We start from the raw sequence: 24,649 nt of genomic DNA, 5'->3' as shown, positions 1-24,649 counted from the left end.
AGTACAGAAATTATCTGTTAAGAATGCCACGTCTGTTGGTTGGATTCCACGTTGTCGATCCGTATCCGTTCACTCGGTTGTGTTCGATATAATCAATTTGTTGTTATTTTTTGTTCTTAGACACAGGTGTTCTGTGGATAACTCTGTTTATATTATTTATCCACCCTGTTGAGAACTAAGGCAAACAAAGCAAAAAACACAAACAAACCATTGAAAATAAAGTAAAAATTTACAGATCGAACAGATGATCAACGATCTTTTTAAGATCTTACGTTGTGGAAAAGAATGCTGATGGCGTTTTATTCATAAAAATACGTGCTACTAAATATGCGTCCTGTTGAAATGGTAGACATAAAAAAAGCGACACCCGAAGATGTCGCCTAGCAAAAACCGGTAAAGCCATTCAAATTGAATACCACAGCTTTACCTAAAAGCTATAAATTACACTGGAAGCAATGTGAGCAATGTCGTGTCAAAAAGAACTTAGTATAAGTTCGCGAGAATTCTGTTGGGTAACCAAGTTGATACTTGATTACTTAACATCCTTGTGAACATTTCCTCATTCCCTAAGACAGGTTTAATAATAATGATTATCATTTAATAGTCAACCACTAAATGATAATAAATCTCATTTAATTTTAATTGACTGATTAATGCTACGACTGCAACGCGTTGATTAAACCTATAGCTGCTTTACGAAGTGAATGCGATGTTCTCGAATATCCTCTTTTTCTTCCAGTTTTTCGATCTGATAACCATTCCTCAATAGTAGACGTAACATGGCAGGAAACTGATTACGCGATTTCACTTTGAGTTGTTGGTAGCCTTGCTGTTTCACCCGCTGCTCCTGAACATCTAATTGAGCCTGTGCGACTCCTTTGTTTCTCGCAAGCGGCGATACGCCACCAAACCAACTGTAAAAAGTGTTCGGTTCCAATTCATAGCCGATCTTAAAACCCAGTAGCACACCCGCTTCTTCCGCGACTAAAATCAAACTCTTCTTGCCTGATAAGCGTTGCGAAAGAGAAGCCACACTCTCTTTTTGAGCAAACTCGTTAATCTGCTCAACAACCGAAACCACTTCTTCCAGCGAGCCTTCACGTACGATGACTGACATACTTTCCACCCTAATAAACGAAAGGGTTGGCACGAAGGCCAACCCTTTAAATACTCTTTTGGCTTAACCTAAAATCGTTACTTTTCTCTTAGATGCTCAGCGGCATTTGCATTGTCTTCAGCTAGCCACTCAGCTACATCTTTAGCAAAGTAAGTTAGGATGCCATCCGCACCAGCACGCTTAAAGCACAGTAGTGATTCCATTACTGTATCGCGCTCTTTCAGCCAGCCGTTTTGAATCGCCGCTTTGTGCATCGCGTATTCGCCAGACACTTGGTATGCATACGTAGGAGCTTGCAGCTCATGCTTCACACGGCGCACGATATCTAGGTAAGGCATACCAGGTTTCACCATCACCATGTCCGCACCTTCGTTAAGATCCATAGCAACTTCGTGAATAGCTTCATCACTGTTTGCAGGATCCATCTGGTAGTTCTTCTTGTTACCACCTTTCAGGTTAGATGCACTACCGACAGCATCACGGAATGGACCGTAGTAGCACGACGCGTATTTCGCCGAGTACGCCATGATTTGAGTGTGAATGTGACCCGCTTCTTCTAGCGCTTCACGAATCTTACCAATACGACCATCCATCATGTCCGATGGAGCAACCACGTCGGCACCCGCTTCAGCGTGAGACAGTGCCTGTTTGATTAGCACTTCTGTGGTCTCATCATTCATCACGTAGCCATCTTCATCGATGATGCCATCTTGGCCATGTGTGGTGAACGGGTCGAGTGCGACATCTGTGATAACACCAATGTTCGGCACGTGTTCTTTTAGTGAACGTACAGCACGCTGAACCAAACCTTCAGAGTTATGGGCTTCAGCTGCGCATAAACTTTTAGCATCTTGGTTCACGACTGGGAATAGAGCAATCGCAGGAACACCCAATTTAGAAAGGTAATCCGCTTCCTCAAGCATAAGGTCGATGGACAGGCGTTCAACACCCGGCATAGACTCTACAGGCTCGCGGCGGTCTTTACCCATTAGGATAAACATTGGGTAGATTAGATCATCCACAGACAATTGATTTTCTGCCATTAGGCGACGGCTAAAGTCGTGCTTACGCATACGGCGCATGCGGCGACCTGGGAATTGACCTTGAATTGAAACAGACACTAGATTCTCCTTGCCTAGTCTAAGTACCGAAATACTTAGATATGAAAAGTGCTAAATACAGGCAAAAGCATATCACTGATGGCTCAGGACGCTAGCAGTAAAATATAAAACCCACTCAAAAACAGGGAGAAATGGCAAAAAATGACCTTCTCCTCACACTGCCGTATACTCATGGCAACTCAGTAAAGACCGCATTCAGGACAAAACAATGATCGACACCCATGCTCATATTTACGCTAGCGAATTCGATGAAGACCGCGAACAAGTGGTGCAGCGCGCACTGGCTCAAGGTATTGATACAATTCTACTACCAAACATCGACCTAGAATCTATCGAGCCAATGCTGGCAACGGAAGCTCAATTTCCGGAAGTATGTCGTTCAATGATGGGCTTACACCCTTGTTATGTTGATGGAAATATTGAAGAAACGCTAAAGACCATTCGCGCTTGGTTCGATAAACGCGACTTTATCGCGGTGGGTGAAATCGGTATCGATCTCTACTGGGATAAAACCTTTAAAGCCGAACAAGAGATGGCTTTCGTTACCCAACTGCAATGGGCAAAGGAACTCGACCTACCGGTGGTAATCCACACTCGAGATTCAATAGAAGAGACTCTGACTCTGCTAAAACAAGAGCAAGATGGCAGCTTACGTGGTGTATTTCACTGCTTTGGCAGCAGTCTAGAAGAAGCTCAAGCTATCAATGCGCTCGGCTTCCACCTTGGTTTAGGTGGTGTTTCGACCTTTAAGAATTCAGGTATGGATAAGGTCATTCCACACCTAGATATGGACTACGTTATCTTAGAAACGGACTGCCCTTACCTAGCGCCAGCGCCAAACCGTGGTAAACGCAATGAACCAGCCTACACAGAGCTGGTCGCCAAGCGTATTGCAGACCTACGAGGCATCACTTTAGAAGAAGTTGAAAAGATCACAACAGCCAATGCTAAATCATTGTTTAAGTTATAAATAATTTGGATAACCAATTTCTATTGTTTTCAACTAAATTCATTTGTTAAAAAAGGACTACCTGTATATTATCAACCACCTGCATATAGAGGTAGTTAATAATGTGTGACCACTCACAATACTTACAACGTCAGCATCGAACTCTATGGCATAAAATCTTGGGCATTAAAGAGCTCTATGTATGTCAGAACTGTGGCTATCAGTTGAAAATTCGATAACGAAGAAGAATAAAAAAAGCGGCCTAGGGCCGCTTTTTTTATTCTAGTTTTTACTACAAACTCTAAGTTAAGATTCTGCTTCTTCCTCTTCGTCGCCATCTGGCTTGCGCACATAGAAGCGAGCGAAGAACAGACCGATCTCAAACAGGATACACATTGGAACCGCTAACAGTGTTTGAGAAATCATATCTGGCGGTGTCAGCATCATACCGATAATAAAAGCACCCACGACAATGTAAGGGCGCTTCTCAGCTAGCGCTTTAGGTGTCGTTGCACCCGTCCAGCACAATAAGATAATCGCCACTGGTACTTCAAAGGCAATACCAAAAGCAAAGAACAGTGCGAGTACAAAATCAAGATAACTCGATATGTCCGTCGCAAACTCTACCTGCCCTAACGAGATAGCCGTAAAGAAGCTGAATACCAACGGGAATACCACGAAGTAAGCAAACGCCACACCACAGTAAAACAGCAGAGAACTTGAAGCCAAAAGTGGCATGATCAAGCGCTTCTCATGCTTGTACAAACCCGGAGCCACAAAAGCCCACACCTGATACAAAATAAACGGTACCGCGACAAACACTGCGGAAATTAACGTTAGTTTTAAAGGTGTGAAAAATGGCGATGCAACATCGGTTGCGATCATCGTCGCCCCTTCAGGTAGACGATCTACTAAAGGTGCGGATACGAATTCATAAATATCATTAGCAAAATAAATTAGCCCGATAAACACCACTAGAACGGCGAGAATCGAGCGTAGTAGTCGATTACGGAGTTCTAGAAGATGGCTAATTAAAGGCTGTGTCTGCTCAGTCGAAGACATTTCAAACCTCTTAAACAGGAAGATCGAAAAGGAGCCGCGTATATCTGGCGACCCCTCCTTGCGAGACTATTCGGCTTTTTTATCTGACGGTGCTGAAGCTTCACTGTTTACCTGAATGGTTTCAGATTCGACAGTTTCCGTGACACTAGGTGTAGTCTCACTCGGCTTATCAGACTCAGGCTTAGCGTATGGACGTTGAACTTCAGCAGCGGCCTGCTTTAGTTCATCGACTGACGCTTTAAGGTCTGGAGATAAATCTTCCATACCCATTTGTTCCGCCTTGCGTAGATTTTCTTGTAGCTCTTGTACCTTAAGCTCGTGAGAAAGTTCATCTTTCACACTGTTTGCCATACTTTTCGCCGCACCCACAAACTTGGATACACTACGAATTGCCACAGGCAAACGCTCAGGCCCTAAAACCACTAACCCAACGACAGATATTAATACCAGTTCCCAAAAACCGATATCAAACACGATTTACGCCTGCTCTTTGTCTTTCTTTGTTTCAGCAGTCGCTTCTGTCTTCTGCTGTTCAATATTCTTTGGTTCGAAGTCTGCATCTTTCTGATCTGCAGGCTTTTCATCATCGCTCATTGCTTTCTTGAAGCCTTTAACCGCTGAACCTAAGTCACCGCCCATACCGCGCAGTTTCTTTGTTCCGAATAGCAAAATTACAATTACAGCAATGATTAGAAGTTGCCAAATACTGATACCACCCATTGTCATTGTCCTCGGGTCTGTCTACACAAAAAAATATAAAGAGAGTCTACTGTCTAACGACGGTAAGCTCGCCAACTAAGCAGCCAAAATGTGACACCTGCGATGCCACAGCCCATAGATAACTGCTCATAAGGGCTTGAAACTAATATTGCGGAGCATACGACTAAAGTGGCCCCAACGCCAAACAAAAACTTTCCAGTTGCTTGCTGACGCTTACTCTCTCGGTAACCTTGATAAAGCTGATCCATTCTATGGTTCATCGCTTTACCTTGGCGCAAGCTGTCATAAAGTAACTCTGGCAGCTCTGGCAGTTTTTCTGCCCAGAATGGCGCGCGCTCTTTGACTGCGTTAATCACAGCTTGCGGCCCCACCTGATTCATCATCCAAGTTTCAAGGAAAGGCTTTGCGGTTTCCCACAAATCGAGTTGTGGATACAACTGACGACCTAACCCTTCAACATACAACAAGGTCTTTTCTAGCAGTACCAACTGAGGCTGAACCTCCATGTTGAAACGCCTTGCTGTATTAAATAAGTTTAGCAACACATGACCAAATGAGATCTCACCGAGTGGCTTGGCAAAAATCGGCTCACACACCATGCGGATCGCGAACTCGAAGTCATTAACGTTGGTATCATGAGGTACCCAGCCCGAATCAACGTGCAGCTCTGCAACTTTACGATAATCTCGGTTGAAGAAAGCCAGCAGGTTTTCCGCTAAATAACGTTTATCTTCGCTGCTTAACGTGCCGACAATGCCACAATCGAGACCAATCCATTGAGGATTATCTGGGTTATCTGGGTTAACGAATACGTTGCCCGGGTGCATGTCTGCATGGAAAAAACTGTCTCGGAATACCTGGGTGAAGAATACCGTCACACCACGTTCCGACAGCAATTTCATATTGGTGCCGTTGGCTTTCAAAGTCTCGACATCCGACACTTGAATACCATAAATACGCTCTGACACCATCAAGGTTTCGCTGCTTAAATCAGGAATCACCTCAGGAACGTATAACTCTTCACTGCCTTCAAAATTACGACGCAGTTGAATGGCATTTGCAGCCTCTCGGCGTAGGTCCAATTCATCAATTAAGGTTTTTTCGTACTCATGAACCACCTCAACCGGTCTTAAACGACGTGCTTCAGGAAGTGACTTAGCGACTATACTCGCCATTCGATGCATCAGTTTTAGATCTGCATCAATCACCGGGCGAATATCTGGTCGAATTACCTTCAGAACCACCTCTCGGCCGTTCTCTTTTAACTTCGCAGTATGCACCTGAGCGATGGACGCTGAAGCAAGTGGTTCAATATCAAAGTCGGTAAACCAGTTATCTAAACTGCCACCCAGAGCCTTCTCCATATCTTGCTTAGCCGATTCACCATCAAACGGCGCCACTTGGTCTTGTAAAAGTGCCAACTGATCAGCGATATGAGGGGGGAACAGATCACGACGTGTCGACATCATCTGTCCAAACTTAATCCACACTGGCCCTAGCTCTTGCAAAGCCAAGCGTAGACGATGCCCTAACTCTTTATCTTTGTGCTTGTTCTTAATCCAAAACAGTGACTTTCTCGCCAACAAAGGCGCTTTGGTCAATTGGTGCTCTGGCATCAGTTCATCAAGGCCATATTCCAACTGTACCTTGATAATATGATAAAGACGTTTCAGTTCTGTTGGGGTCATGCTTTCTCCAACAGAGCGTTCAACTTAGCTTCAAGGCGTGCAGCTGAGCTTTTTACGTCATCAACCTGATCGCAAAAATGTGCCACCTCTAATGGCGCAGGAGCAATTTTCCACTCTTCAGTCAGAACCTGAGCGAAGTGATTCTGATGTTTTGTTGCCTGCTTTGCCACAAGGCCACCAACGTTCTTAACGCCTTGCACCAAGGTATGAGCTACCACATCACCTGTCACGCGAGACAACCACTCTTCCAAGTCGGGTTTGCAGTCTGTCATCAGCTGAGAAAACTTCTGTGCCAACTGAATATCACCTTCCAAAATCAGCTTATCTTGCTTGATAAGCTTAGTAATATTCGATTGTTCACGGAGTTCTGGCAATACAGATAGATTCAAAGATAAGTAGCAATCAGGTTGCCCTTCGTATTCTGACAACACATCAATTTGTTGGCTAAAAACGAACGTAAGTGTTTTATTCAACTCTTTCAAATTGACTTGAATGATCTGCCCTTTTAAACGAGACAAACGACGAACCAGTGCTGGATCGTCGTTTACTTGCGTATTCAAAGAGGTTTCAATAACCGCGGTTACCAATGGATCAAATGGCATGACTGTCCTTACCTTTGAAAACGGATAAGCCTTAACCTATCCGTTCTATCTTTATTCTTATTTTCTATCTAACACGCTCAAAGCGCTTGCTACCAAGTTCAACTAGAACTTGTAACCTCGGTGCAGCGCTACAATGCCGCCCGTTAGGTTGTAGTATTTCGTATTCTCAAAGCCCGCTTCTTGCATCATGCCTTCCAACGTTTCTTGGTCTGGGTGCATGCGGATAGATTCAGCAAGGTAACGGTAGCTGTCTGCATCGTTAGCAATCAACTCACCCATTTTTGGCAATAGGTGGAATGAGTACGCATCATATACTTTTGAAAGTGGCTCAAGTACTGGCTTAGAAAATTCTAGAACCAATAGGCGACCACCCGGCTTAAGCACACGGTACATAGAGCGCAGTGCTTTGTCTTTATCGGTTACGTTACGCAGACAGAAACTGATAGTAATGCAATCGAAGTAGTTGTCTGGGAAAGGCAACTCTTCAGCATTCGCTTGTACGTAATGTACGTTGCCAACAATACCGCTATCACGCAGTTTATCGCGGCCAACATTCAGCATTGAATTGTTGATATCAGCAAGAACTACGTGGCCTTTTTCACCAACGATGCGCGAGAATTTCGCCGTCAGGTCACCAGTACCACCACCAAGGTCTAGAATACGCTGACCAGGGCGAACGCCACTGCAATCAATCGTGAATCGTTTCCACAAACGGTGAACACCACCCGACATTAAGTCATTCATGATGTCGTATTTAGCGGCTACAGAGTGAAATACCTCTGCTACTTTCGCGACTTTTTCGTCTTTCGCGACTGTTTCGAAACCAAAGTGTGTGGTTTCTGACTCTACTGCTGAATTTGTCTGCACGCTTGTGTCCATAATGCTGTTATCTACCATGGTAAGTTCTCATCGACAGCACACTCTGTGTTTAGAGGCGCTGCGGCCGATTAGTTTACTTTATCCTCAGCGGGTTGTCTTTCTACTAAGGAGGCATTTTCTGAAAAAGCCTCATTTTGCGCCATTTCTGCCAAGCCAATAGAGATAGGTTTCTTCACCTCAACGCCCAATTGCTTGAAACTTTCAGCCTGACGAATCACGTTACCGCGACCTGTTGCTAGCTTGTTCATGGCGCCTTGATAGCTTTGATTGGCTCTATCTAGCGAGCTACCAAGACCTTCCATGTCATCGACAAACAGGCGCAGTTTGTCGTAAAGCTTGCTTGCGCGCTCGGCAATCACCTGCGCGTTCTGGTTCTGTCTTTCATTGCGCCACAAGTTATCAATGGTGCGCAGTGCCACCAGCAAAGTAGTAGGGCTGACTAAGATGATGTTTTGCTCCATCGCGTCTTTCACCAAGCTAGGGTCAGCTTGAATCGCCACTTGGAATGCAGGTTCAACTGGGATAAACATCAATACGTAATCCAAACTTTGGATGCCTTTAAGCTGGTGATAATCCTTCTGGCTCAGACCTTTGATGTGCGCTCTCAGTGAGACCAAGTGATCACGCAATGCGACATCACGCTGCTGATCAGTTTCAGCATTGAAGTAGCGCTCAAACGCGACCAATGCCATTTTAGAATCCACCACCACTTGCTTATCTTGTGGCAAATGGACTATCACATCGGGCTGATAGCGCTTACCTGCATCATTCTGTAGGTTCACTTGCGTTTGGTACTCGTGCCCTTCTCGCAGGCCTGACTCCGCAAGCACACGAGCCAGCACCACTTCCCCCCAGTTACCTTGCTGTTTGTTGTCACCCTTGAGCGCCTGAGTCAGGTTAACCGCTTCGCGAGTCATACTTTCATTAAGGCGCTGCAGGTTTTTCAATTCATGTACTAAGGTATGACGCTCTTTGGCTTCTTGGCTAAAGCTATCGTTAACCTGCTTCTTAAAGCCTTCTAGTTGCTCTCTCAGCGGTGAGAGTAACCCTTCTAAACTCTGCTTGTTTTGTTGATCGACCTTAGCAGTTTTGGTTTCAAACAGCTGATTGGCAAGATGCTCGAACTGCTGCTTTAGGCGTGATTCAGCCTGCTCTAAGAGCTGCAGCTTTTCACTGTTAGCAAGGTTCTCTTGATCGTGCCTTGCTTCTTGCTCACGGAGTTCAGCCTCCAACTCCGACTTATGGTCTTTCAGTACGTTAATCTCATCGGCATACTGCTGTCGTTCTTGTTTGACCGCTTCGAAGTAGCGAAGCTTTTCCATCGCCGCCATCACCTTACCGTGTGCTTGTTTAAGCTCAAATGCGGCTTTGTCTCGCTCGTCATCCATTTCATCGAGCTCTTGCTGTGCCTCTGCCAAGGAGGATTTGAGCTGTGACTGCTGAGATTCATGCAACAAACGATCAGACTCAAGTTGCTGCTCGAGCAATCGCTGCTGAAAAGAGAGTTTCTGTTTAACCCACCAACCCACGACGCCGCCACTGACGAGTGCGCCAGAAATTGCAGCAATAAGCGTTGCCTGATGTTCGATAATCCATTGCATGATAATGATTTAGCCTAATTGGAAATAACTCATTAAATGGTATTTTGATACTGGATAAATGTCCAGTTTGCCGTATTAAAATTCGACAGATAGACTAAGCGCTCCGTGTTCAGTCCCACCCAATTAGAATGAGTTACCATGAATGAACGTCGTGCCTTGGGCTTTGGCCTTTCCGCAGTGCTGCTGTGGTCAACGGTCGCTACTGCTTTTAAGCTGACCCTTGCTGAGTTTTCACCTATTCAAATGCTGACCATTGCCAGCATTGTGTCGTCGACTGCGCTAATCGCGGTCTGCGCCTTTCAAGGTAAGCTTTCTCAGCTAAGCACAACATTCCTATCAAACCCTTGGTACTACCTACTGCTTGGTTTGGTTAACCCGCTGGCCTACTACCTGATTCTCTTCAAAGCATACGACCTGCTGCCAGCTTCTCAAGCTCAGGCCATCAACTACAGCTGGGCTATCACGCTAACGCTGATGGCAGCGGTTTTTCTGGGACAAAGGGTTCGCAAGCAAGATTGGGTGGCTTGTACCTTCAGTTATGCGGGTGTGGTTGTAATTGCTACCAAAGGCGATGTACTAGGTATGCAGTTCGATAGCCCACTTGGTGTTGCGCTAGCACTGCTTTCAACCCTACTGTGGGCGGGCTACTGGATCCTTAACACCAAAAACAAGGCTGATCCTGTGGTTGGTGTACTACTTGGATTCTTAGTGGCGTTACCCTTCGCGATTGGTTTAACCATTTTCGAGGGCGAAAGCTTTAGCCAAATCACGGCGAAAGGTTGGATGGCGGTGACTTACGTTGGCTTGTTTGAGATGGGAATTACCTTTGTGTTGTGGCTATCGGCATTGAAGTTAACCAACAACACGGCACGCATCAGCAACCTGATTTTCGCCTCACCTTTTATCTCTTTGATGCTACTTTCCACCATTATCGGCGAAGAAATTCACCCATCAACCCTGTTTGGTTTAGTGCTGATTATTGCTGGTTTGGTGATTCAACAAATCAAAGTAAGTAAATAGATCAGGCTCATTATAAAACATCGCTTGCTAACCTCTTCTCTTGGTAAACATTGTTAGGTGCCTACCCTCTCAAGGCTGGCACCTAAAATCGCAAACTATCCACTTCTTTGCCCCTCAACTACACCCTCTATCTCATTGAGAAAAAATAAAATCACGACCTAAATAACAAGGCTGAACAAAAAAATTTACCTTTACTGCATCCAATCGGTGAGCTCTTGCGTCTCTTGTAAGCATTTTGAGTTTAGATTAGGAGAAAAGATGCAACTTAAACTAACTACTGTAGGCCTAAGCATACTGCTTGCGAGCACTTCAGCACTCGCCTCACCCCAACTTGATTCAGACATCACCCATCAACCTCAAGATGGAGAAATCAATATCTATGGCCCAGGAGGCCCCGACACCTCGCTTCGTCATGCCGCAGAAGCTTTCAGTAAAAAAAGTAAGGTGACGGTAAACGTGATCGCTGGGCCTGAATCAAAGTGGACGAAAGACGCACAGCAAAATGCTGACCTAATCTTTGGATCCTCGGAACAATCCATGAGTGCTTTTGTTGAAACCTACCCCTTTATTACCGATCAAGATGTAGAGCCAGTGTACTTGCGCCGTGCAGTGATTGCGGTCCCAAAGGGGAACCCAAAAAATATCAATGGGATTAAAGACCTACTCGAAAAACCAGCACGAATAGTCGTGACTGAAGGTCTAGGGGTTTACAACACTTCCGGTACAGGCGTTTGGGAAGACGTCGCAGGACGCACAGGCTCACTGGCTGACGTACAGAACTTTCGCAAAAAAATCATTGCTTACGCTAAAGGCAGCGGAGCAAGTTTCAAAGCTTTTCAACAGCAAAAGGCTGATGCTTGGATCACTTGGATTCACTGGCCGCTCAACCATGCCGATAAAGTCGACTATGTAGAAATTGAGCCAGAAAGACGCATCTACCGAGATCTCACCCTAGCAAAGGCAAAAGGTGCAGATCCACAAACTCAAGCTTTCATTGATTTCGTTAACAGCAGTGAGGGAGAAACCTTTTTCACTCGCGAAGGTTGGACTCGTTAATAAGGAAAACGACTGTGAAAAAACTATTATTTTCGGCATTACTGATCACCCCAACTAGTTTTGCTGCGCCAACAACAACTACGTCAGTTGGAGAGGTGTACACTGATGCCTCAGGCAAGTCACTTTATACCTTTAGCAAAGATCCAGTTGGGAAATCTGTATGTACTGACCAATGTGAAAAGTTATGGCCGCCCGTTCTCGAAACCGCACAATCCAGCGAGCACTTCGGCATGCTGGCAGACTTCAGCCAAATCACAAGAGAAGACGGCAACAAACAATGGGCTTTGAACGGAAAACCACTTTATCGCTGGCATCAGGACTCCCAGAAAGGAGAGATCACAGGTGCAAGCATCAAAGGCGTTTGGCCGCTAGCTCGAGCGGATGATGTCACCATCAGACTGTTCAATGATGGTAAGCAACGTTATCTGGTCGATAGACATAATCAGACCCTTTATACCTTTGATAAAGACAAACCAAACCAATCCGTTTGCTACGACGATTGCGCCTCCAAGTGGCCACCTGCCCTCGTGGATACAGAGATAACTCAAAAGGGGATAGAAGATCTAAATCTGACGGGAGGATTTGGGGTGACTCAGCGCAACGACGACTCATATCAATGGACATATCACAACAAACCGCTTTATCGTTGGATAAAAGACCAAAAGCCCGGTGAAACTAGTGGCAATGGCGTAAAACAAGTCTGGCACATGGTAGAACAATAATGAGGAAAGCGTGAACACCGATAAACATAAGATAGGTTTACTGCTTTCCCAAGTAGCGCTTCGAGATCAAGCTGCGTTCGAAGCGCTATACCAGTTGACCAGTACCCGGCTTTTCAACGTTATCCTCGGCGTCGTTAAAGACGAACACGTTGCAGCGGATATACTCCAAGAGGGGTTCGTAAAGCTCTGGCACAACAACCAGCAATATCCAGTAAATCACCCTTGGGCTTGGTTATGCCAAAGTATGAGAAACCTCGCTATAGATGAAATTAGAAAGCGGAACAATCGAGGGGAAGAACAACTGGTAAAGCCTCCTGAAGAGATCGCTCTCGAAGTAACATCTGACTCAAGGGCCAACTTATCATACTGTCTAAACACGCTCGCTGAAGAGAAAAGGAATGCGATTATCTTGGCCTATCAGCACGGGATGAGTCATCAAGAGATCGTCCACCATGTGAGCACTCCACTTGGTACAGTGAAATCGTGGATTCGCCGAGGTTTACAGGAGCTAAAACGATGCCTGACCAATTAAAAAACGTACGTTATCAAAATCAAGAGCTAAGAGAAAAACTCGTCAGCGAATACGTTCTGGGAACATTAACGCCACTCGCACGAAAGAGATTGGAAACCCTCATACGATCAGATCCCACTTGGTGGGAACACATCGACCTTTGGCATCAGCATTTGTCTAGCTTAACCCCAGCAGTCGACATGGCACATTCTGAAGGCAACTTGAAACCTCCGCCACGCCAAGTATGGAAAAACATCGCGTCCCAAACAATCACCCCACCGAAACAGACTCAGACTATGCGTTGGTGGTGGCTCCCTATTGGCATGGCTTTTTCTCTGCTCCTAGGATTGTCGCTACAACCTTTTGTATCACCAACCTCGCAACTAGCAGAGATCGCACAAGTACGCCCTATTAGTTACTTAGCCATGATGTCTTCTGAGAGCCAAAAAGACCATTTTGCTTTGGTCGCCTATCAAGGAGAAAAGCCCGGGCAATCAAGTATCCGCATGCAGAGAAATCGTGCGATGGCGAAAGTACCTATGGATAGAGCAATGGTGTGGATGAGAGATGGAAATACTGGTGAGCTCAAACTCATTGATAGCCTAGAAAATGTAAATAACGTCCGCTATATGTCGCCAACTGAGTGGCAAACGCTTAAAAGCAGTTCTGAACTGCTAGTGACCGCTAATCGCGACCCAAACAGTGAGATTTTATATCGAGGGCGTTGTGTTGAACTAAGCAACCCACCAACAAGCAAAGCATCATAAGCTCTTAGCTTTCGGCAAAGTCTAATACGGTATTGAACAGCAGCGATGGTCGTCATTATGAGTCCATCGCTGTTGCGGAGAAATTGTTAACTACACCCACTGACCAGCAGTAAAGCCTGAGCTCCAACACCATTGGAAGTTGTAACCACCAAGCCAGCCCGTTACGTCCATCACCTCACCAACGAAGAACAAGCCTTTGATGTTCTTACATTCCATGGTTTTTGAAGATAGATGATCGGTATCAACGCCACCAAGAGTAACTTCCGCCGTACGGTAGCCTTCTGTGCCATTTGGTGCGATTTTCCAGTTTTCTAGATGCTCAACAATGCCATTAAGCTGCTTTTCGTTGAACTGCTTAAGCGGTTTGTCTTCCAGCTCTTTACGGTCAATCAACACCTCAACAAAACGCTTCGGTAATACTTTTGCTAGTGTGTTCTTTAAGCTCTGGTTTGGGTGCTTCTCACGAGAGTTGGCCAGCAATTCAGTCACATCAGCTTCTGGTACTAGGTTAATTGAAACTGACTGACCCGCTTTCCAGAACGAAGAGATTTGCAGTACCGATGGACCAGATAGACCGCGGTGCGTAAACAGCAGCGCTTCTTTAAATAAGGTCCCATCTTGCGCTGTGATCTCCGCAGGAATCGCGATACCAGAAAGCTCTGCGAAATCTTCTTTATCTTCTTTATGCAACGTAAACGGCACTAAACCTGCTGTAGTCGGCATGACGGACAAACCAAATTGCTCTGCAATCTTATAGCCAAATGGCGTTGCGCCCAGCTTAGGCATCGACAAACCACCAGTCGCTACCACCAGTGAATCACATTCAACTTGGTCGGTATTGAGGTGCATCTTGAAGCCAGAGTCGGTCTTTTCGATAGAGTGAACGTCACAGCGGTAGCGTTGCTCAACTTTCGCTTGCTGACATTCTTCAAGCAGCATGCTCACGATATCTTTTGCTGTGTGGTCATTCACACAAAATAGCTGACCGTGATCGCGCTCTTCAAACTCAATGCCGTACTTGCTCACCATAGAGATGAAATCCCAGTTGGTGTATTGAGACAGAGCCGATTTGACGAAGTGGGGGTTTTTACACAGGAAGTTATTCGCAGACACATCGTAGTTGGTGAAGTTACAACGGCCACCACCTGAGATTAAAATTTTTCTGCCTGGTTTTTTCGCATGATCAACCACCAGCACTCGTCGGCCACGTTTACCAGCTTCCGCGGCACACATTAAGCCTGCGGCGCCCGCACCAATCACGATTACATCAAATTTTTCACTCATTGCGGTTCTGCTTTCTTCACTTTGCACCTTGAGAGCGCCCTGTTCTCAAAATGCCATCAATAAAAAAGGATGTGCATTAACAGCACATCCTTACTAATTGCTCGCTATTTTAGCGGCAATTTTAAACTTTGCAATTGGTGTTCTACCATTCAAACTTCGTATACTGGCTAGTGTTTTACAAAGTCCAACGAGAGAATAACCGACACTCTAAGCGCACTCGCTGATTTACCTAGACGATAAACGCGGCCACTAACGTCACACCAAGCAAAACCGAAGAAAGTATGAATAGTTCTCTTACTCGATCACATTTAGAAGTAAAAACCTCGTCATGGTGATGGTGGTATTCTTTGCTTTTGATGTAACTAAACAAGCGAACTTGCTTGGTCATATTGCCATGAGTTGTGAAGAACCCGCCTCCGTCTACTTGTTGATAAAGTAGAGGATGTGCTTCTCGCATAATATAAATAAGCGTTCGTAGCGCCGTAAAATAACGCGCCCAGTTCACGCAAGTCACAACCATTAGTGCAAATAGAATAGTGTCGCCGCTGATCATCCTTTCCTCCCTACATCTTCAAAGGAAAACTCAAAAGAAAAAGATAATCAGAGTCTTTTTCTTACAGCCTAGGCTGCAGGAGCATCCATGATTGAAGATGAACCATCTTTTGCCAATTGCGCTAGGTCTTTATCAATAAAGAACAGTGCTTTACCGTCTTCACCAACAAGCTCTAGCTTATCCAATACACCTTTAAACAACTTCTCTTCTTCGTGTTGCTCTGCAACGTACCATTGCAGGAAGTTAAAGGTTGAGTAGTCTTGTGTGCTGAAAGCAACGTGAGCCAGCTTATTGATCTTTTCAGTAATCATCTGCTCGTGCTCGTAGGTTTCGCGGAATACTGCGCCAAGGCTTTCAAATTCATGTTTTGGGGCTTCGATCGCACCTAAAATTGGCATTGCACCTGTCTCACTTACGTAAGTGAAGAGACGCTGCATGTGTTCCATTTCTTCTACCGCATGAGCACGCAGAAACTCTGCTGCACCTTCAAATCCTTTGTCTTCACACCAAGCACTCATTTGTAAGTATAGATTGGATGAGAAAAATTCTAGATTAATTTGCTCGTTCAGTTGCTCAACCATAGTTTGTGACAGCATTTAAGACTCCTAAGTACATCCTCAATTTTCTCTACTATATCACTATTTTATTAATTTCTCGCTGACCATTAGTTAGCCGATATTTCGAACCTTCACTACGCAAGACGATGGATATGAGATCACTTCAGCAAAAAAAGGCATCGCATAGTGCTAATCTTTAATCAGACAATGAATAAAGGAGGTAGCGATATGAGTTACAAACATATTTTGGTCGCAGTCGATTTATCAGATGACAGCAAATTAATTGTGGATAAAGCGGTAGCATTGGCAAAGCCATTAGAAGCCAAAGTCTCTTTTATCCATATCGATATTAACTATGCCGAGCTCTATACAGGGCTGATTGACATCAACATGGCAGAAACCCAACACAACGCGATGGAAGCGTCTCGGATTCAGCTACAAAACTTTGCTGAACATGCTCAATACCCGATCACTCACACGCTTGTGGGTAGCGGCGATTTGAGCCATGAGTTGTGCGATACCATCACCGAATACAACGTTGATTTAGTGGTGTGTGGTCACCATCAGGACTTTTGGAGCAAACTGCTCTCTTCTACACGACAACTGATCAACGCCACTCCGGTTGATATGCTGGTCGTGCCTCTAAGAGATTCAGAAGACTAATGATTTAAGGTTAGGTAACATACAGCTCATCTCTTAATAACGAAGTTTTACTATGAGCTATTTAGCTGGTGTTACCCTCCTATGGGCCTTCTCTTTTAGCCTGATTGGCGTCTACCTTGCTGGTCAGGTTGATTCTTGGTTCTCTGTTTTGATGCGTGTTGCGCTAGCAGGTATCGTCTTTCTTCCTTTCCTGAAGTTCCGTGGCATCCCTGGTAAGTTGATCGCTAAATTGATGGCGATTGGTGGTATTCAGCTTGGCCTGATGTACTGCTTCTACTATCAATCTTTTTTGCTGTTATCCGTACCGGAAGTGCTGCTATTTACCGTCTTTACTCCAATCTATGTCACTCTGATTTATGACTTCCTCAAAGGACAGTTTTCACCTTGGTACTTAGTCACGGCTGCGATTGCGGTATTGGGCGCAGTATTCATTAAGTTCGCTGGAATTAACGACAACTTTTTGGTTGGCTTCCTTGTCGTGCAAGGTGCAAACCTCTGCTTTGCGATTGGTCAGGTGGGCTACAAAGTGGTGATGGAGAAGGAGTCGACAGAGCTTCCTCAACATACGGTATTTGGTTATTTCTACCTAGGCGCTCTGTGCGTGGCTTCGGTTGCGTTCATGCTTCTAGGCAACCCTGAAAAACTACCAACCACTTCACTGCAATGGGGAATCCTAATCTACCTTGGCTTAATTGCTTCTGGGTTGGGTTACTTTATGTGGAACAAAGGCGCATGCATGGTAAACGCAGGTGCACTTGCCGTAATGAATAACGTGTTGGTGCCTGCTGGTTTGGTGGTGAACATCCTGATCTGGAACCGAGACGTTGATTTGGTACGACTATCGATTGGCGGCGGGGTTATCTTGCTTTCTCTCATCGTGAATGAGACGTGGGTGAAAAAGCGTGTGGCGAGATCCGCGGCGAACGCCTAACAAATTTTTATGCGCCAGCGCGGCCAAGTTCTCTTCGGAGACAAAAAGCAAAAGAGCGACCTAAGGTCGCTCTTTTTAGATCTGGCTAACGTGTTGAATAATGTTCAACAGTTGGTGTTAGTGAATATGATTCACAACCACAGCCTGGTTTTCCGTGAAAGCTACATCATCAAGTCGTAGATTGATGCGTTCCAATTCACTTTCCAGCTTCTGGCTTTTCTTAAACAGCTTTTGCTGCTTCTTAATCATCTTCGCCAGCTTCTTATTGTATTTCTCTTGTTTCTTAGCCGCTTTCTTCGCTCGCTTCAGTTCTGATTTCTCATCACCACTCGCGTTAGCGATGCGTTTTTTCAATTTGGCTTTTTTCGGTGACGCTTGTTTCTCTGCGTCTCCAAGAACAACGGCTGGGTCAAACATCTGTACAGATGAATCAGGCATCTCTGCCAAGGTAACTTCAGGCTTTGGTAGCGTTTCGGCTAACAGGCCACAAGCTGCCTTTTCTTCAGCAGGCTTATTCTGACAACCGAGCGGTGGAATTGCTGTTGGTTTACATAGGTTCGCTTCGTCCGCCGATGAACGTGCACAAGAGCGGCACACAAACTTAGGTTCAGTAACCAAGCTGTGGATCTCGCCTAGGTGTTCGGTAATATCTCGACGGTTTAACTTACAAAAGCGTTTAGCCATGCTACAACTCCAGCTAAGAATAATAATGATTCTTAGTTAGATATACATCCGTAACGCGACTATCGCAAGTGTTAAATAGCAATTTATCGTATTTATGACGGGAAATTTTCTTAGCGCATCGCTAAGTCATTGATGCTTTCACATACACGTCAAAACGGTTCTTTTTGGTTTCGATCGCCATACTCGGTTTTTGCTCATCTAACCAAGCCGCATAATCGGGTCTTTTGACCACAACTCGCTTTGATGCGAGCTTCATTGCAGGCGCCAATAGAGCATCAGCATCTAAATCTGCACCAACCAAAGATTGGAATACGCGCATCTCTTTTTTGACTAGAGCCGATTTCTTTTTATTCTCTGGGTGTGGGTACATTGGATCTAGATACACCACATCCGGTTGCTCAAAGTTAGGATCGTCACTGAGTTTATCCAGCGCATCGTGGCTTGAAGCATGAATCAATTTCATGCGTTCGCTAACCCAGCCACCGATATCAGGGTCTTGCTGCGCACGCTGTAATCCATCATCAAGCAGCGCTGCAACAACAGGGTGACGCTCGACCATCTGCACCTTGCAACCTAGGGAAGCCAGTACAAATGCATCGCGCCCTAGGCCAGCCGTACCATCAAGAATGGTTGGCGTAACGCCTTTATTTAAACCTGCCGCCTTGGCGATAGCTTGGCCTTTGCCACCACCAAACTTACGTCGATGACCAACCGCGCCGCCAACTAGATCAACGAAGATAGCGCCTAGTTTGGGCTCGTCTACTTTGCGCAGCTCAAGTCGCTCGCTAGTCAGCACCAAAGCAAATTCGCTGTTTTCATCGTGAGATAAATTCCAACGAGTCGCTAAGTCATTCAGATGATCGATTTGGGTAGCATCTTCGCAAATCAGTTGTAGTTGCAAGGTCGTCTCCAACAGACAGTAGTATTCAAAACAAAAGAGGCAACCAGTTTACCTGATTGCCTCAACAATACATATTAGCGGTGCAAACTATTAGCACTGAAAGTCACGAGATTAAAACAAGGCTGTACACAAGGCCTAGTTAGTTTGCGTTTTCTAGCGCTCGTTCTTGCTGAAGCTCATCAACCAGTTCAGCAAGCGGCTTAGGTCGGCCAATGATATAACCTTGTGCATAGTTCACTCCGAGCTCAATCAGCTTGTCGATGATCTGGGTGTTTTCAACGAACTCAGCCACTGTGTGCTTCCCCATCTGCTTGGCTAGATCATTGATAGAACGAACCATCACATGGTCCATCTCATTGACATCAATATCACGCACGAACAAACCATCGATCTTAACGATGTCGACTGGTAGCTTCTTCAAGTAACCAAACGACGATAACCCAGACCCGAAATCATCGAGCGCAATCATGCAGCCAAGGTCTTTGATTCGAGTGAAGAACTTGATCGCCTGTTTCATGTTGCTCATCGCCGCTGTTTCGGTGATCTCTAAGCAGATCTTATGACACGGAATCGACGAGTTACTCAAGCTTTCAATCAGGAACTCAACAAACTCTCGATTGCCCATCGAGTGACCAGAAAGGTTGATAGAACACATCCCTAAGTCATCAATCAGATGTGGGCGTTGCTCTAACCAACTCAATGTCTGACCGATCACTTGGCGGTCAATTAAATGCGCGATGTTGTAGCGCTCGGAAGCAGGCATGAAGATACCCGGAGAGATGTATTCCCCATCCACATTCTTAATGCGCACCAAGATCTCGAAGTGCATTTTATCGCTGTCTTCATCTAAGCCAAGAATACGCTGCGCAAACAGCTCCAGGCGATCATTGGCTAGGGCTTCATGCACTAGGTTAACGCATTCCATCTCTAGATGACGTCGACGTAAGTCTTCATCATCTTGATGGTAAAGGTGATAGCGGTTACGTCCTTCCTCTTTAGCAGCATGACACGCCGCGTCTGCCTGAGCATGCACCATTTGTGGCGTTGCGGCAGTATGGTCGATCAATCGAATACCGATAGAGCAGGTTAAGTTAAGTCGGATGTCATCCCACAAGAATGGATTATCGCCCATCATCGAGATGATACTGCGACACACATTCACCGCGTCTCTCTCAGTACAGTCTTTGATGAGTACCGCAAACTCGTCTCCACCCATACGCGCCAATACCGCATTGTATGGCAGTACCTCTTCCAATAACTGCGCGCTAAACAAGATCGCAGCATCGCCCGCTTCATGCCCTGCGGTATCGTTCAGTACTTTCAGCTGGTCTAGGTCTAAGAACAGCATTGCATGGGTGCGCATGTGGCTCTCAACCTCTTTGAGTGCCTTCTGTAGCTCTTGCTCAAAGTGGTTACGGTTAAAGGTATCAGTCAGCAGATCATAACGTGCCTGATACTCCAACTTTTCAGAAAGCTCATGTGTCTCGGTGATGTCCTCGCCCACAATCAACAGCTGATCAGACTCCACCAGCGGACGGATATTTTCTCGAATCCAAATCGTGCTGCCATCGGCATGACGATACTCAATATCACGACGCCATACACCGCGAATCTTGTGCTGTGGCTGCAACAAGATATGACGTGGAATCATCGCGTTTTCATCGACATAGAACTCTCTAGGACGGTGACCTAAAAGTTCATCCAGTGGGTAACCAAGCAGCTCTTCGGCAAACTGATTCACTTGTTGGATGCGGTTATTGCCATCCAAGGTGATCATCATCACCGGTTGTTTGTCGTAATAGAGTTTTAGGTTCGCTTCCCGCTGGAAAAGCTTGTTCTCAGCCAACTTACGTGAAGTGACATCGCGCGCCTCAAACAAGAACTGAATATCACCTTCTTCACTACCCGGCATCGGCTTTAATGAGATGTCCAATACCATCGCACCGCGATCTCGGCACCAAACCTCAGCTTCAAAGCGTAAAGATGGGGGATCATCTCGCTCAATAAAATACTCTTTCAACACCTCACTGGCAGAATCTTCCCAGTGCTGATGTTCTTGCAAAGGTGTTCCTAGCTTATAGCCCTGATTATAGAGCAGCTCATGCAGCTTGCTATTACTCGACAGCAACACACCGCCTTTGTCGATAATGCCCATAAACTGAAGGCTCTGGTCGAATATCGACTCCAACAATCGTTGGCTTTGGCGGCTAGCACGTTCGCTCTTCTTGAGACGATTGAGGTAATACACCAAGATGGCGATTACGCATGACATGCCAAGGAACATTAAACCTATGGTGCGAATTTCATCACGGTAGCGCATCAGGAAAGGCTTAGGCTTGTTAAGGAACGTCACCGCGGCTTCGTTTTCAGCACCTAAGTCCCAACGCGATATTTGTTGATAGTCGAGTTTAATCTCCGGAGCACCAGCGACCACAGGAGGCAACGGTTCATTAGGGTTCGCCAACACCTGCAACAAAACACGACCCGTGTTACGTCCTTGAGTTTCACCGCTTTGAATCACACCGCCAATGGCACCAAAGCCTAGGCCTAAGTCGTGCACCATATACAACGGCATTTGCGTTTTAATGTTCAGCTGGCGCCAGTCTTCATCACTACTCACATCACCTTTAGCATCTCGGTAATACGCCCAAAACAGCAAGCTTTTCCCAAGGTCTGCACGCTGCGAAAAAGTCGTCAATTCTTGGTATGAGTCTGGAACATAGTGTTCAATTAAGTCTGCAAAGTTAGGATTTTTTTCAATGAACAGATCGATTTGCGCTCGAATGGCCTCACCAGTCACCGAGTGATCGGTCACCATATAAACTTTTTTCACGGTCGCCTGGAGACGCTTGATAAGTTCGATGTTACCAACCAGATCGATGTCTTCAGTGATGCCCGTTGCGTTCAAACCTTCGATCATTTTAGGAGAGAAGTTGTTGATGCCACCAAAGATAACTGGGGTTCCATCGAGATCTGACGCTAGGCGCTTCATCAGATTAAGAGCGTTGTTATCACTCACCACAACCGCTGCAAACTCTTCGTGCATTAATTTGGTGTGATAAAGCTGGTAAACGCGCTCGAGGTATTCAGGGTTTTGAGTGCGTTTGCTGTCGAGATAAACGACGCGGTAAGACAACCCGTCGCGATCGAGTTCTTCGGACAACCCTTTATGGAAATCATCAGTCCAAAAGAAGCCTTGATGGTAGGAGTGGATCACCAATACATCTTTTGTCTGCGCCGAAGCCAATACGCTCCAACACATCGCAATAAATAACACCCAAAATCGCACTGAATTCACCCTAACATCATTGTTGCTGCTAATATTATCACCCTTGGCTATGATATGTACTCTAGCCGATATATTTTCATTAAATCTAAGGGTTAAGCATGTCCACAACTACCGCTCGTCTCGATGACCTAGACCGTGCCATTCTGAAAACCTTAATGGAAGATGCTCGTACGCCTTACGCCGAGATGGCCAAGCAGTTTGACGTAAGCCCTGCGACTATTCACGTCCGTATCGAGAAAATGAGATCGGCCGACATTATTGAGCGCACCGAAGTGGTGGTAAACACGAAAAAGCTAGGTTACGACGTATGTTGCTTTATTGGCATCAACCTGAATGCAGCCAAAGATTACCACTCGGCAATCGCTAAACTGAATGCCCTAGATGAGGTGGTTGAAGCCTACTACACCACTGGTGCCTACAATATTTTCGTTAAGTTGATGTGTAAATCGATTGAAGAGCTACAGTTCGTTTTGATCGATAAGTTGCAGGCAATTGATGAGGTGCAATCGACCGAGACGCTAATCTCACTGCAAAACCCAATCAATCGTAATGTGAACCCATAATCGATTGATAAGCCGATACAAAAAGAGCCTCACAAGGAGTAATGCCAGTCAGTTAAGCTGACTGGCATTTTTCCTGTTCGTTGCATATTTTTGGGGTTTCAGTTTCACCCAACGAGGGTAACTTCTATCTTCTCTTCGAGGTGGCAGGGTAAACATGGATATTTGCTTGAGTAAGACTTCATAATGTTTAGGAAGTTTTCCAGGACTCGTTAAAGGTAAAGCCGCGAAGTATTGAGTCACAGCCATAGCACTACTCGTAAAGCTTAATTGATTTGGCCAGACGCTATCTAATTTAATCGCAGCCTTTGTCATAACTTGTCTTATAAGGTTATAGGCGAGCAAAATCCCCCAGAGCTCCTGCTTGACCATATCTGGGCGCTTACTTCGTAATGTATACTCACTATCAAGCAAGGTTTGCTTCATTTCCCGATAGCCTAATTCGATTTCCCAACGATAGCGATAAAGCTCTACGATGTCTTCACCAGGAAAGCGTAACCCATCACGCATTGATGTAAGTACCTGATATGTCTTCCCTTTGATGATTTTCGACACTAACCTTGCTTCTATTGTCTCAGGGAGATCACTGAACTTCTTTCTTGCCTGAGGTGTCGTTTTTATATCAACGATAGCGTCACTCTGACTGTATTTATGAACGACTTCATACTGGAAGTCTTTTCTCACAGGAAGCATCCAATGCCTTTCTTTGCCTACCTTATTCCAGCGATTAAGTAGCCCTAGAGAGTAGTATCCTTTGTCAAAAATAGTCAGCGAATGATCGGGGGTTTGTTCGATGAGTTCTTCTGCAAGGCGCATTTCGCTGGTGCGATAGTCAGAGAATGTACTATCGATTAGTTGATGACTTGTAAGCTCCATCAAGCAAACCATACGTACCTTAGGGTAAATATTCTCCGATGATTGATTGCTCTGTGCTTTAAACTCTTGATGATTTTCAGGTGTATCTGTCGTTCTCCAAACGACACCATCGACGGATAGAAGGTTTAGTCCACACCAAGTTTCGAAATTAGACGAGTGATAGCCATGCGTAGCCATCTTCTTAAAGACTTGTTTAACGCCTTCTTCGCCTAATCTCTGTCTCGCTTGAACAACAGCACTTGGGGCAACAAAGCGTTGTCTGTCTGGCAGGACAATATCGAGTTGGTTAGCAATATCCCAAACAGATTGTTGACGAAAGAGACTCATTCCAACAACGGACCAAAGTACGGCCTCCAAAGGTAACCGTCTTCTTCTAACGGTTGCGACGCCAGCTTGCTCAAAACCTTGCTGGATAAGCTCTGGACTAAGAATTTCAGAGTATTTTTCAAAGTGGTGGAAGGTATTACACGACTGAAAAGTATTGGCAAGTTGGCTTTCTAAAGACATAAAAAAATCCGATATTAGTTTCCTAATAT

The 24,649-nt window shown here is 45.4% G+C and carries 25 protein-coding genes; 9 read left to right on the top strand and 16 right to left on the bottom strand.

Annotated features, from left to right (window positions below; genetic code table 11):
• Positions 1-682: 682 nt before the first annotated feature.
• Positions 683-1,117, bottom strand: coding sequence for a GNAT family N-acetyltransferase (locus OCV52_RS00425; protein ID WP_004741485.1), 435 nt, complete (start codon positions 1,115-1,117; stop codon positions 683-685).
• 77 nt (positions 1,118-1,194) lie between these two features.
• Positions 1,195-2,238: a porphobilinogen synthase gene (hemB, locus tag OCV52_RS00420; RefSeq protein ID WP_137406374.1), complete on the bottom strand. Its 1,044-nt coding sequence runs from the start codon at positions 2,236-2,238 to the stop codon at positions 1,195-1,197.
• A gap of 208 nt (positions 2,239-2,446) precedes the next feature.
• On the opposite strand from hemB, the gene OCV52_RS00415 reads away from it, so the two are divergent.
• A complete protein-coding gene (locus OCV52_RS00415) occupies positions 2,447-3,208 on the top strand; it encodes a TatD family hydrolase (protein WP_004741487.1) in 762 nt (253 codons plus the stop codon).
• A 285-nt stretch (positions 3,209-3,493) separates the two neighbouring features.
• Here OCV52_RS00415 and tatC read toward each other — a convergent pair whose 3' ends face one another.
• From tatC to rmuC, 7 genes are all read right to left on the bottom strand, one after another.
• A complete protein-coding gene (gene tatC, locus OCV52_RS00410; RefSeq protein WP_004740984.1) occupies positions 3,494-4,249 on the bottom strand; it encodes a twin-arginine translocase subunit TatC in 756 nt (251 codons plus the stop codon).
• Positions 4,250-4,315: 66 nt separating this feature from the next.
• On the bottom strand, positions 4,316-4,723 hold the full coding sequence (tatB, locus tag OCV52_RS00405) for a Sec-independent protein translocase protein TatB (RefSeq protein ID WP_004740982.1): 408 nt from the start codon (positions 4,721-4,723) through the stop codon (positions 4,316-4,318).
• 3 nt (positions 4,724-4,726) lie between these two features.
• Positions 4,727-4,969, bottom strand: a complete 243-nt coding sequence (gene tatA / locus OCV52_RS00400) for a Sec-independent protein translocase subunit TatA (protein ID WP_004740981.1) — start codon at positions 4,967-4,969, stop codon at positions 4,727-4,729.
• 53 nt (positions 4,970-5,022) lie between these two features.
• Complete coding sequence (gene ubiB / locus OCV52_RS00395) at positions 5,023-6,657, bottom strand: ubiquinone biosynthesis regulatory protein kinase UbiB (protein WP_137406375.1); 1,635 nt, start codon at positions 6,655-6,657, stop codon at positions 5,023-5,025.
• Positions 6,654-7,259, bottom strand: a complete 606-nt coding sequence (locus tag OCV52_RS00390; protein WP_137406376.1) for a ubiquinone biosynthesis accessory factor UbiJ — start codon at positions 7,257-7,259, stop codon at positions 6,654-6,656. The genes ubiB and OCV52_RS00390 overlap by 4 nt, the downstream gene beginning before the upstream one ends.
• A gap of 102 nt (positions 7,260-7,361) precedes the next feature.
• Positions 7,362-8,141, bottom strand: coding sequence for a bifunctional demethylmenaquinone methyltransferase/2-methoxy-6-polyprenyl-1,4-benzoquinol methylase UbiE (gene ubiE / locus OCV52_RS00385; protein WP_032554326.1), 780 nt, complete (start codon positions 8,139-8,141; stop codon positions 7,362-7,364).
• A gap of 65 nt (positions 8,142-8,206) precedes the next feature.
• A complete protein-coding gene (rmuC, locus tag OCV52_RS00380; RefSeq protein WP_137406377.1) occupies positions 8,207-9,739 on the bottom strand; it encodes a DNA recombination protein RmuC in 1,533 nt (510 codons plus the stop codon).
• 138 nt (positions 9,740-9,877) lie between these two features.
• Between rmuC and OCV52_RS00375 the strand changes: the two genes are divergently transcribed.
• The 5 genes from OCV52_RS00375 to OCV52_RS00355 all read left to right on the top strand — a co-directional run bounded on the left by OCV52_RS00375 (position 9,878) and on the right by OCV52_RS00355 (position 13,815).
• The gene (locus tag OCV52_RS00375) at positions 9,878-10,759 is read left to right on the top strand and encodes a DMT family transporter (protein WP_137406378.1); all 882 of its coding nucleotides are present in this window, start codon (positions 9,878-9,880) and stop codon (positions 10,757-10,759) included.
• A gap of 258 nt (positions 10,760-11,017) precedes the next feature.
• Positions 11,018-11,815 carry a substrate-binding domain-containing protein gene (locus OCV52_RS00370; protein WP_137406379.1) on the top strand — a complete coding sequence of 266 codons (798 nt, stop codon included), beginning with the start codon at positions 11,018-11,020 and terminating at the stop codon, positions 11,813-11,815.
• A 14-nt stretch (positions 11,816-11,829) separates the two neighbouring features.
• On the top strand, positions 11,830-12,537 hold the full coding sequence (locus OCV52_RS00365; protein ID WP_137406380.1) for a hypothetical protein: 708 nt from the start codon (positions 11,830-11,832) through the stop codon (positions 12,535-12,537).
• 10 nt (positions 12,538-12,547) lie between these two features.
• The gene (locus tag OCV52_RS00360; RefSeq protein WP_128162438.1) at positions 12,548-13,069 is read left to right on the top strand and encodes an RNA polymerase sigma factor; all 522 of its coding nucleotides are present in this window, start codon (positions 12,548-12,550) and stop codon (positions 13,067-13,069) included.
• Complete coding sequence (locus tag OCV52_RS00355) at positions 13,054-13,815, top strand: hypothetical protein (RefSeq protein ID WP_137406381.1); 762 nt, start codon at positions 13,054-13,056, stop codon at positions 13,813-13,815. The genes OCV52_RS00360 and OCV52_RS00355 overlap by 16 nt, the downstream gene beginning before the upstream one ends.
• A 90-nt stretch (positions 13,816-13,905) precedes the next feature.
• Here the strand turns inward: OCV52_RS00355 and OCV52_RS00350 are convergent, their stop codons facing one another.
• From OCV52_RS00350 to ftnA, 3 genes are all read right to left on the bottom strand, one after another.
• A complete protein-coding gene (locus OCV52_RS00350; RefSeq protein ID WP_004740963.1) occupies positions 13,906-15,099 on the bottom strand; it encodes a BaiN/RdsA family NAD(P)/FAD-dependent oxidoreductase in 1,194 nt (397 codons plus the stop codon).
• 229 nt (positions 15,100-15,328) lie between these two features.
• Entirely contained in the window at positions 15,329-15,652 is a 324-nt protein-coding gene (gene uspB, locus OCV52_RS00345; RefSeq protein ID WP_004740961.1) for a universal stress protein UspB, read from the bottom strand.
• Between the two features lie 68 nt (positions 15,653-15,720).
• Positions 15,721-16,248 (bottom strand): non-heme ferritin, encoded by a 528-nt coding sequence (ftnA, locus tag OCV52_RS00340; protein ID WP_004740959.1) that lies wholly within the window; start codon positions 16,246-16,248, stop codon positions 15,721-15,723.
• Positions 16,249-16,437: 189 nt separating this feature from the next.
• On the opposite strand from ftnA, the gene uspA reads away from it, so the two are divergent.
• Both uspA and OCV52_RS00330 read left to right on the top strand, forming a co-directional pair.
• On the top strand, positions 16,438-16,872 hold the full coding sequence (gene uspA / locus OCV52_RS00335) for a universal stress protein UspA (protein WP_004740958.1): 435 nt from the start codon (positions 16,438-16,440) through the stop codon (positions 16,870-16,872).
• Between the two features lie 52 nt (positions 16,873-16,924).
• Positions 16,925-17,803, top strand: coding sequence for a carboxylate/amino acid/amine transporter (locus tag OCV52_RS00330; RefSeq protein WP_102425213.1), 879 nt, complete (start codon positions 16,925-16,927; stop codon positions 17,801-17,803).
• A 117-nt stretch (positions 17,804-17,920) separates the two neighbouring features.
• On the opposite strand, the gene OCV52_RS00325 is transcribed toward OCV52_RS00330, so the two are convergent.
• The 3 genes from OCV52_RS00325 to OCV52_RS00315 all read right to left on the bottom strand — a co-directional run bounded on the left by OCV52_RS00325 (position 17,921) and on the right by OCV52_RS00315 (position 22,650).
• The gene (locus tag OCV52_RS00325; protein ID WP_137406382.1) at positions 17,921-18,487 is read right to left on the bottom strand and encodes a DUF3450 domain-containing protein; all 567 of its coding nucleotides are present in this window, start codon (positions 18,485-18,487) and stop codon (positions 17,921-17,923) included.
• A 121-nt stretch (positions 18,488-18,608) separates the two neighbouring features.
• Positions 18,609-19,388: a class I SAM-dependent methyltransferase gene (locus OCV52_RS00320; RefSeq protein WP_137406383.1), complete on the bottom strand. Its 780-nt coding sequence runs from the start codon at positions 19,386-19,388 to the stop codon at positions 18,609-18,611.
• A 139-nt stretch (positions 19,389-19,527) separates the two neighbouring features.
• Positions 19,528-22,650 carry an EAL domain-containing protein gene (locus OCV52_RS00315; protein WP_137406390.1) on the bottom strand — a complete coding sequence of 1,041 codons (3,123 nt, stop codon included), beginning with the start codon at positions 22,648-22,650 and terminating at the stop codon, positions 19,528-19,530.
• 125 nt (positions 22,651-22,775) lie between these two features.
• Here OCV52_RS00315 and asnC point away from each other — a divergent pair, with 125 nt between their 5' ends.
• On the top strand, positions 22,776-23,240 hold the full coding sequence (gene asnC, locus OCV52_RS00310) for a transcriptional regulator AsnC (RefSeq protein WP_008218581.1): 465 nt from the start codon (positions 22,776-22,778) through the stop codon (positions 23,238-23,240).
• A gap of 48 nt (positions 23,241-23,288) precedes the next feature.
• On the opposite strand, the gene OCV52_RS00305 is transcribed toward asnC, so the two are convergent.
• Positions 23,289-24,620 (bottom strand): IS4 family transposase, encoded by a 1,332-nt coding sequence (locus tag OCV52_RS00305; RefSeq protein ID WP_137409199.1) that lies wholly within the window; start codon positions 24,618-24,620, stop codon positions 23,289-23,291.
• Positions 24,621-24,649: the final 29 nt, after the last annotated feature.

The sequence above is a fragment of the Vibrio chagasii genome (genome assembly GCF_024347355.1).
Lineage (GTDB): Bacteria > Pseudomonadota > Gammaproteobacteria > Enterobacterales > Vibrionaceae > Vibrio > Vibrio chagasii.
The sequence above is the reverse complement of the archived record's forward strand: the minus strand, read 5'-3'. Positions and strand labels throughout refer to the sequence as shown.